The 8,130-nt window shown below is 72.8% G+C and carries 8 protein-coding genes; all 8 read left to right on the top strand.

What is annotated here, in order from left to right; genetic code table 11:
* Positions 1–213 precede the first annotated feature (213 nt).
* The 8 genes from ACFUK0_RS38540 to ACFUK0_RS38575 all read left to right on the top strand — a co-directional run bounded on the left by ACFUK0_RS38540 (position 214) and on the right by ACFUK0_RS38575 (position 8,054).
* Positions 214–888 (top strand): SigE family RNA polymerase sigma factor, encoded by a 675-nt coding sequence (locus ACFUK0_RS38540; RefSeq protein WP_380258468.1) that lies wholly within the window; start codon positions 214–216, stop codon positions 886–888.
* 88 nt (positions 889–976) lie between these two features.
* Positions 977–1,951: a hypothetical protein gene (locus tag ACFUK0_RS38545; RefSeq protein WP_380258469.1), complete on the top strand. Its 975-nt coding sequence runs from the start codon at positions 977–979 to the stop codon at positions 1,949–1,951.
* A gap of 373 nt (positions 1,952–2,324) precedes the next feature.
* On the top strand, positions 2,325–3,389 hold the full coding sequence (locus ACFUK0_RS38550; protein WP_380258470.1) for an ABC transporter substrate-binding protein: 1,065 nt from the start codon (positions 2,325–2,327) through the stop codon (positions 3,387–3,389).
* 7 nt (positions 3,390–3,396) lie between these two features.
* Entirely contained in the window at positions 3,397–4,221 is an 825-nt protein-coding gene (locus ACFUK0_RS38555; RefSeq protein WP_380258471.1) for an ABC transporter ATP-binding protein, read from the top strand.
* Complete coding sequence (locus ACFUK0_RS38560; RefSeq protein ID WP_380258472.1) at positions 4,218–5,171, top strand: ABC transporter permease; 954 nt, start codon at positions 4,218–4,220, stop codon at positions 5,169–5,171. Before ACFUK0_RS38555 ends, ACFUK0_RS38560 begins: the two co-directional genes overlap by 4 nt.
* A gap of 8 nt (positions 5,172–5,179) precedes the next feature.
* Entirely contained in the window at positions 5,180–6,769 is a 1,590-nt protein-coding gene (locus ACFUK0_RS38565) for an FAD-dependent oxidoreductase (RefSeq protein ID WP_380258473.1), read from the top strand.
* The gene (locus tag ACFUK0_RS38570; RefSeq protein WP_380258474.1) at positions 6,766–7,125 is read left to right on the top strand and encodes a 4Fe-4S dicluster domain-containing protein; all 360 of its coding nucleotides are present in this window, start codon (positions 6,766–6,768) and stop codon (positions 7,123–7,125) included. Before ACFUK0_RS38565 ends, ACFUK0_RS38570 begins: the two co-directional genes overlap by 4 nt.
* 35 nt (positions 7,126–7,160) lie before the next feature.
* The gene (locus ACFUK0_RS38575) at positions 7,161–8,054 is read left to right on the top strand and encodes a TauD/TfdA dioxygenase family protein (protein ID WP_380258475.1); all 894 of its coding nucleotides are present in this window, start codon (positions 7,161–7,163) and stop codon (positions 8,052–8,054) included.
* Positions 8,055–8,130: the final 76 nt, after the last annotated feature.

Raw genomic sequence — 8,130 nt, forward strand, 5'->3', positions numbered from 1 at the left:
GGTACTGCAGGGGGGACCCTGTGGGAGAGTAGGACGCCGCCGAACAATTTTTCTAGAGAAGCCCCGCCGGGTAACCGGCGGGGCTTCTCTGCGTTTCCGGTCTGTGTTTACGGACGGAGCTCGCTTGCCGAGCCGGGGGCGCTAAAGGCAGACTGGCCCGGTCTTCGATCTTTATTGGTCCAGACCACTTCAGTGGGGCGGGAAGGTGGGGGTATGGGCAGGGACGGCGAAGCCGCAGACTTCAACGTGTTCTACGAGGCTTCGTACGGCCAGCTCGTCGCGCATCTCTACGCTCTGACCGGTGACCTGGGGGAGGCTCAGGACGCGGCCCAGGAGGCGTTCATCCGGGCCTGGGACCGGTGGCACCAGGTGAGCACCCATGACAACCCGGTCGCCTGGGTCCGGCTGACGGGTCAGCGGGTGGCGATCAGCCGGTGGCGACGGGCCCGGACGGCAGTGCGGAGCTGGGTCCGGCACGGGCCTGCCGGCCCGGTGGCCGGCCCGGGGCCGGACACGGTGGCGCTGGTCGAGGCGTTGCGGCGGCTGCCGGAGGCGCAGCGGTCGGCGTTGGTGCTGCACCACATGGGCGGACGGTCCGTTGCGGAGATCGCGGCGGAGGGCGGCGTCCCGGTGGGCACGGTGAAGGCGAGACTGCACCGGGGCCGGCAGGCCCTCGCCGTCCTGCTCGACGAGGAACCGGCGAGACCCCCGGAGGAGCCGGTGGTCACGGGCCGGCGCCTGCCGGGCGCCGACGGCGACGCCGGCCCGGGTGCCGGGGCGGGCGGTGCCGCGCAGGCCGGGGCGGACGCCGAGGACGAAGGGCAGCCGGTGGCGGAGCCGGTCCGGCCGGGTGACGTGGAGTGGTCGGGGCTGATCACGCATGCGTGAGCCGAGGCGGCCGAGGACGGTTGCGGGCGGACAGCCGGCCATCACGACGGCTCGGCTGGATCACCGCCTCGCGAGCCTGCGCGACGAGGTGACGACGGCGGTGCAGCCGCCGGTGCCGGCGCAGGCGATCCGCCGGGCGGCCGGGCGGCGACGACGCTGCCGGCGCGCCGTGCTGAGCATCGTCTGCGCGGTCGCGGTGGCGGGTCTCTGGGGGAGCGCCCGGGCGCTGCCGGTGTTCGGTGCTCCACAGGACGGGGTCGGTGCGGCGGGGGAGGAGCACCGGATCGCCGCGGAGATCCCGCTGCCCGGCCCGGCCGCGGATGACGACGACAGTGAGCTGTTCCTTCCCGTCGAGGCGTTGCCCACCGCCGAAGGCCACTACGGGCCGTGGGTGCTGACGGGCGAGGGCGGACTGTGGAGCGCGGAGGCTCCCGGCGGTGGCACGCCGCAGCCGATGTCCGAACCGCCGCCGACCTGTCTGTCACGGGGGGTCGGTGCGGCCGGTGCGGCCGTTGCCCTGGAGCGTTCCTACGCGGACGGGAGCGGTGAGGGGGCTGCTGCGGCACAGTACGTGCTGGTGTTCTCCTCCGACGATGCCGCCGCCCGGGCGGTGGAGGCCCTCCTGGCGCCTCTGGACTGCGGGGCCGCCCTGGTGGGAGTGGTGGACTGCGACCGTGCCGCCTCCGCGCTGTGGACGGCGCAGGCCGGAGCCGTGGTCGAGGAGATCACCGTCCAGCAGGTCGGGGTCCGGGTAGTTGCCCTGGCGGTTCACCACGGTGGCACGTCGGTGCTTGTCGGCGGGGGTGGCACGAGCACGGCACCAAGTGTGCCGAGCCCGCCGTCGCGGGTCGCCCCGTCGGGCGTCATCCAGCCGGAGTTCGTCGCCGCCGCGGCGGAACTCCGCACTCGGCTGGCGGAGTTCTCCTCGCAGGATGGATCTCCCGCCGCCTCGCCCATGGTCTCCGCCCCCGGGACGTTGCCGGGTTCGGGTGCCGCGTCCCAGGCTCCGGAGCCCGCCTGCGGGCCGATGAGTACCGCGTCCGCTGCGGAGCCGGGCCGGTAGCGGAAGGCTCTGCCGACCGGCCCGGGCGGGGTTTCTTCCGGCAGGTGAACATTCATTGACCCTGCTCCCCGCCACTGCGACGCTTTGGGACGTGAGCCAATCCGAGCGCCTTGTGGGCCGCCTGCACGTCGATCTGCGACGGCACGCGAGCGCCCTCTGTGCTGCCTGTCGCTGAGCGCCGCCGCCGTGTGCTGACGCGCTTGTCTCACCTCTCGGGCTGAAGCCCGTCCCTCCTGCCGCTCACCGCGGCCCCTGCCCCGGCTCCGCCGTCGGGTGCTCTCGTCCACCACCGGCTTCCACCGGCTTCGCCGCGCGACGGGCAGTCCGCTGCCCGTCCCCGTCGGCGTACCCTGCCGACCCCAAAGGACCTCCCATGCCCGTGTTCCCCAAGTCCGTGTCCCGGCCCACCTCCCGACGCCAGTTCCTCGCCCTGACCGCCGTCGCGGCGGCAGCCGCCGCCTGCGGCCGGGCGACGGCCTCCGACGGTGGGGGCAGCGAGACGAAGAAGCTCCGCTACCAGGGCTGGGTGGGGCAGGTGACCCTGCCCGAACTGGCCGAGGACCTGGGCTACTTCGGTGACGTGAAGCTGGAGTGGGTCGGCAACACCATCAGCGGGCCGCAGGACATCCAGTCTGCCGCGACCGGTCAGACCGACTTCGGCGGGGCGTTCAACGGCGCGGTGGTGAAGCTGATCTCGGCGGGGGCCCCGGTGAAGGCGGCGATCAGCTACTACGGCGTCGACGCCGCCTCCTTCAACGGTTACTACGTGCTGGAGGACAGCCCGATCCGGTCCGCCCGGGACCTGGTCGGCAAGAAGGTCGGGATGAACACCCTCGGCGCGCACGTCGAGGCGGTTCTCGACACGTACCTCCAGCGCAACGGGTTCGCCGCAGCCGAGTTGGGCAGGGTCGAGCGCATCGTCGTGCCGCCGGTGAACACCGAGCAGTCCTTGCGGCAGAAGCAGATCGAGGTGGCCTCGCTGGGCGGGGTCCTGCGCGACAAGGCGCTCGCGGCGGGCGGGATCCGTCCGCTGTTCAGCGACTTCGAGCTGCTGGGTGCGTTCAGCGCCGGCACGTACGTGCTGACCAACAAGTTCCTGAAGCAGAACCCGGGAACCGCGAAGGTCTTCGTGACCGGGGTGGCCAAGGCGATCGAGTGGTCGCGGACGACGCCGCGCGAGCAGGTGATCGCCCGCAGTGCGGAGATCATCAGGAAGCGGGGGCGCAACGAGGACACCGCGGCGCTGCAGTACTGGAAGTCCTTCGGGGTGGCCGAGCCCGGCGGCCGGATCACCGACCAGACCTTCCAGCTGTGGATCGACTGGCTGACCGCGCACGGCGACATCAAGGCGGGCCAGGTCAAGGCCGCCGATCTCTATACCAACCAGTTCAACGGCTACCAGGCGGGGGCTGCCTCGCCCGCCGCGAGCAGGAGTTGAGCCCGCGATGACCGCTCACATCAGCTTCCGGCAGGTCACCAAGACCTTCCCCGTCCGGGGCCGGGCGGGCGCCCGTCGGGCGTCCGAGTTCACCGCCCTCGACTCCGTCGACCTGGACGTCGCCGCAGGCGAGTTCGTGGTGGTGGTCGGCCCCAGCGGCTGCGGCAAGTCCACGCTTCTGGACCTGCTCGGCGGCCTGACCGCGCCGACCTCCGGCGAGATCCTGCTGGACGGGCGGCCGGTCACCGGCCCGGGGCTCGACCGCAGCATCGTGTTCCAGCAGTACGCGCTGCTGCCGTGGCGCACGGCGCAGGGCAACATCGAGTTCGGCCTGGAGGCCACCGGGGTCCCGCGTCGCCAACGGGCGGCCAGGGCGCGGGAGTACCTCGACCTGGTGGGCCTCGGCGGCTTCGAGGACCGGCACCCGCACGAGCTGTCCGGCGGGATGAAGCAGCGCGTCGCGATCGCCCGCAGCCTCGCCTACGACCCGGATGTCCTGCTGATGGACGAGCCGTTCGCGGCGCTGGACGCGCAGACCCGCGAGTCGTTGCAGGACGAGCTGCTGCGGATCTGGCAGCGCACCGGCAAGACGGTGGTGTTCATCACCCACGGCATCGAGGAGGCGGTCTACCTCGGCGGCCGGGTGGCGGTGCTCACCTCGCGCCCGGGGCGGGTCAAGGAGGTCGTCCCGATCGACCTGGGGGAGCGGGTGGCGGCCCAGGACCTGCGCTCCAGCCCGGAGTTCGCGCGCTACCGACACCAGATCTGGAGCCTGCTGCACGACGAGGTCAGCCGTGCGCAGCAGTTGGAGAGAGAGGTCAGCCACGCATGAGCACCGACCTGAGCACCGACCTGAGCACCGAGTTGATTACTGACCTGAACGCCGAGTCGGGCACCGATCTGGACCTCGTGACGGCCGTCGCGGACCGGGCGGCCAGGTCGGCGGCGGAGACCCGGCCGAAGCCGCCGCGGGCCACCGCCCCGCGAGCGAAGGCGCCGTCCGTGTGGCGTCGTCTGCCCGGTCTGCTGCTGTCCGGCGCGACGAAGTCGGTGGCGGTCCTGGCGCTGCTGCTGCTGTGGGAACTCGCCCCGCGCTTCGAGCTGGTGGACCGTACCTTCCTGCCGCCGTTCAGCGAGGTGGTGGACGCCTGGTACGGGCTGCTGCAGAACGGCCAGCTGGCCGACAACACCGTGGCGAGCCTGACGCGTTCGCTCAGCGGCTTCGGCCTGGCGGTGGTGATCGGTGTGCCGCTGGGCCTGCTGATCGGCTGGTACCGGCCGGTCGCGAACCTGCTCAGCCCGCTGCTGGAGCTGTTCCGCAACACGGCGGCGCTGGCGCTGCTGCCGGTGTTCGTGCTGATTCTCGGCATCGGGGAGACGTCCAAGATCTCCATCGTGCTGTACGCCTGCCTCTGGCCGATCCTGCTGAACACCATCAGTGCGGTGCGCAGCGTGGATCCGACGCTTATCAGGCTGGCGCGCTCGCTCGACCTGTCCGCGCCGAGGTTGTTCCAGAAGGTGATCCTGCCGGCCTCGGTGCCCGTCATCTTCACGGGTGTGCGGCTCGCCGGTGCGGTGTCGATCCTGGTGCTGGTGGCCGCCGAGATGGTGGGGGCGAAGGCCGGGCTCGGCTATCTGATCAACGCCTCGCAGTTCAACTTCGCGATCCCGCAGATGTACGCGGGCATCGTGACGATCTCCGTCATCGGACTGGTCTTCAACCAGCTGCTGGTCGCACTGGAGCGCCGGTTCACGGCCTGGCGCGCCCCGTTGGACAGGTGAGGGGCGGCATGGGCGGGCAACAGGAGTTCGCGGCCGACGTGCTGGTGGTCGGCGGTGGCCCGGCGGCGACCTGGGCGGCGTTGGACGCGGCCCGCGCGGGTGCGGACGTCGTCCTCGCGGACAAGGGCTACTGCGGCACCAGCGGTTCGACGGCGGCCGGCGGGACGGGCGTCTGGTACGTCGACCCGGAGCCGGCCGGGCGGGAGGCCGCGATGGCGAGCCGGGAGGGGCTGGGCGGCTACCTGGCCGACCGGCGGTGGATGCGGCGGGTCCTCGACCAGACCTACGCCAACATGAACGAGCTTGCGGAGAGCGGGGGTTACCCGTTCCCGACCGGCCCGGACGGGCGGCAGCTGCGGAACGGACTGCAGGGCCCGGAGTACATGCGCCGGATGCGGATCCGGGTGCGGCGGGCGGGCGTCCGGATCCTCGACCACAGCCCGGTGACCGAACTGCTCACCGCCGCGGACGGATCGGTGGCGGGCGCGGCCGGGCACCGCCGGCAGGCCGGGCACCCGTACCTGGTGCGGGCGGGCGCGGTGGTGCTCGCGACCGGCGGCTGCGCGTTCCTCAGCAAGGCGCTGGGCACCGACACCAACACCGGGGACGGCGCGCTGTACGCGGCCGAGGTGGGTGCGGAGCTGTCCGGGATGGAGTTCTCGAACGCGTACGGCATCGCGCCCGAGCACACCTCCGTCACCAAGACGGCGTTCTACTCCTTCGCGAGCTTCAGCACCGAGGACGGTGCGGAGCTGGCGGGTGCGGCGAGCCAGGGCGGCCGCTCGGTGATCGCGCGGCAACTGCTTGCCGGAGGAAGGGTGTTCTGCCGGCTGGACCGGGCGGACGAGGCGGCCCGGCGCGCGATGCGCCTCGCCCAGCCGAACTTCTTCCTGACCTTCGACCGGCTCGGGATCGACCCGTTCACCGACCGCTTCGCCGTGACCCTGCTCGCCGAGGGCACGGTGCGCGGCACCGGCGGCATCCGGATCGCGGGCGACGACTGCCGCACCACCGTCCCCGGTCTGTACGCGGCGGGGGACGCCGCCACCCGCGAGGAGATCTGCGGCGGCTTCACCGGCGGCGGGAGTCACAACGCGGCCTGGGCGATGTCCTCGGGCACCTGGGCGGGCCGGGGCGCCGCGGCCCATGCCCGCGCGCTGGGGCCGGGGGCGCACCGCCGCACCGCGACCCCGGCCGGCGGGGCCGGGCTGCGGCCCACCGGGAGGCCGGGCGGGGACGCCCGCGAGGTGGTCGCCGCCGTGCAGCGGGAGGTGCTGCCGTACGACAAGAACTACCTGCGGCACGGGGAGCGCCTGGCCGAGGCGCTGACCGTGCTCGACGACACCTGGGGCCGGCTGCGGGCCGGGCTGCACGGCACCGGCGCGGACGCCCTCCGGGCCCGGCAGGCCGCCGCGCTGGCCGCGAACGCCCGCTGGATGTACCGCTCGGCGCTGGCCCGGACCGAGTCCCGGGGGATGGCCAGGCGGCTCGACCACCCCGGTGAGGACCCGGCCCAGCACCACCGGATCGCCACCGGCGGCCTGGACGAGGTCTGGACGCGTCCGCTCGCCCGCACACCCGCGGAGGCCGCCGCGTGATCGAACTCGTCTCCGCGGAGCGCTGCATCGCCTGCGACAAGTGCATCAGGGTCTGCCCGACCGACGTGTTCGACCGCGGCACGGACGGCATCCCGCTGATCGCCCGCCAGGACGACTGCCAGACCTGCTTCCAGTGCGAGGCCAACTGCCCGGTCGACGCGCTCTTCGTCGCCCCCTACACCCACCCGCAGCCGCAGAACCCGGCCGTCCGGGACGAGCGGCGGCTCGCCGAGGACGGCCTGCTCGGCAGTTACCGCGAGCAGATCGGCTGGGGCCGGGGCCGTACGCCGGGCGCACTGCGGGCGATCGGTCCGGCTCTCGGGCCGGCTGCCTCCGCCGCCCCCATCACCTCCTGAATCCCGTCCGAACAGCACGCCTGAAGGGAACTCCGATGACCAACACCTTCGAGATCCGCAAGGTCGGCGGCCGGATCGGCGCCGAGATCCTCGGCGTCGACACCGCCGCCGACCTCGACGCCGCGACCGTCGAGAAGCTGAACGCCGCACTGGTGGAGCACAAGGCGCTCTTCTTCCGCGGCCAGCAGCTCGACGACGACGGCCAGACCCGCTTCGCGGCGAACTTCGGCACGCTCACCACCGCCCACCCGACCGTGCCGGCGCTGGACGGCCAGCCGAACGTCCTGGCGGTGGACAGCGAGGACGGCGGCCGGGCCAACCGGTGGCACACCGACGTCACGTTCGTCCGGACGCCGCCCAAGGCGAGCACGCTGCGCAGCCTGATCGTCCCGCCGTACGGCGGCAACACGCTGATCGCCAACAGCCAGACCGCCTACCGGGACCTGCCCGAGCAGCTGCGCGAGTTCGCCGACCGGCTCTGGGCGGTGCACACCAACGACTACGACTACGCGCAGGGCAAGGAACTGGACGAGGCGGACGCCGAGCGGCGCAGGGTCTTCACCGCGCGCAAGTACCGCACCGCCCACCCGGTGGTCCGGGTGCATCCGGAGAGCGGTGAACGCGGCCTGTTCATCGGCGGGTTCGCGCAGTCGGTGATCGGGCTGCCGAGCGCCGAGTCGCACGACCTGCTGCGCAGCCTCCAGGCGTACGTGACCCGGCCGGAGAACGTGGTCCGCTGGCGCTGGGAGCTGGGGGACGTGGTGCTGTTCGACAACCGCGCCACCCAGCACTACGCGCCGGACGACTACGACGACCTGCCGCGGCGGCTGCACCGGGTGACCGTGGCGGGCGACGTCCCGGTGGGTGTCTCGGGTGAGTCGAGCTACCTGATCGAGGGCGACGAGGCGGAGCACTACACCTCGGCCTGAGCATGCGAGAGGGGCCCGGCGGCCGGATCGACTCCGGCCGCCCGGCCCCACACCCCTGCCCCCCCGTCAGGCGGCG

It is taken from the genome of Kitasatospora sp. NPDC057223 (assembly GCF_042669755.1).
Lineage (GTDB): Bacteria > Actinomycetota > Actinomycetes > Streptomycetales > Streptomycetaceae > Kitasatospora.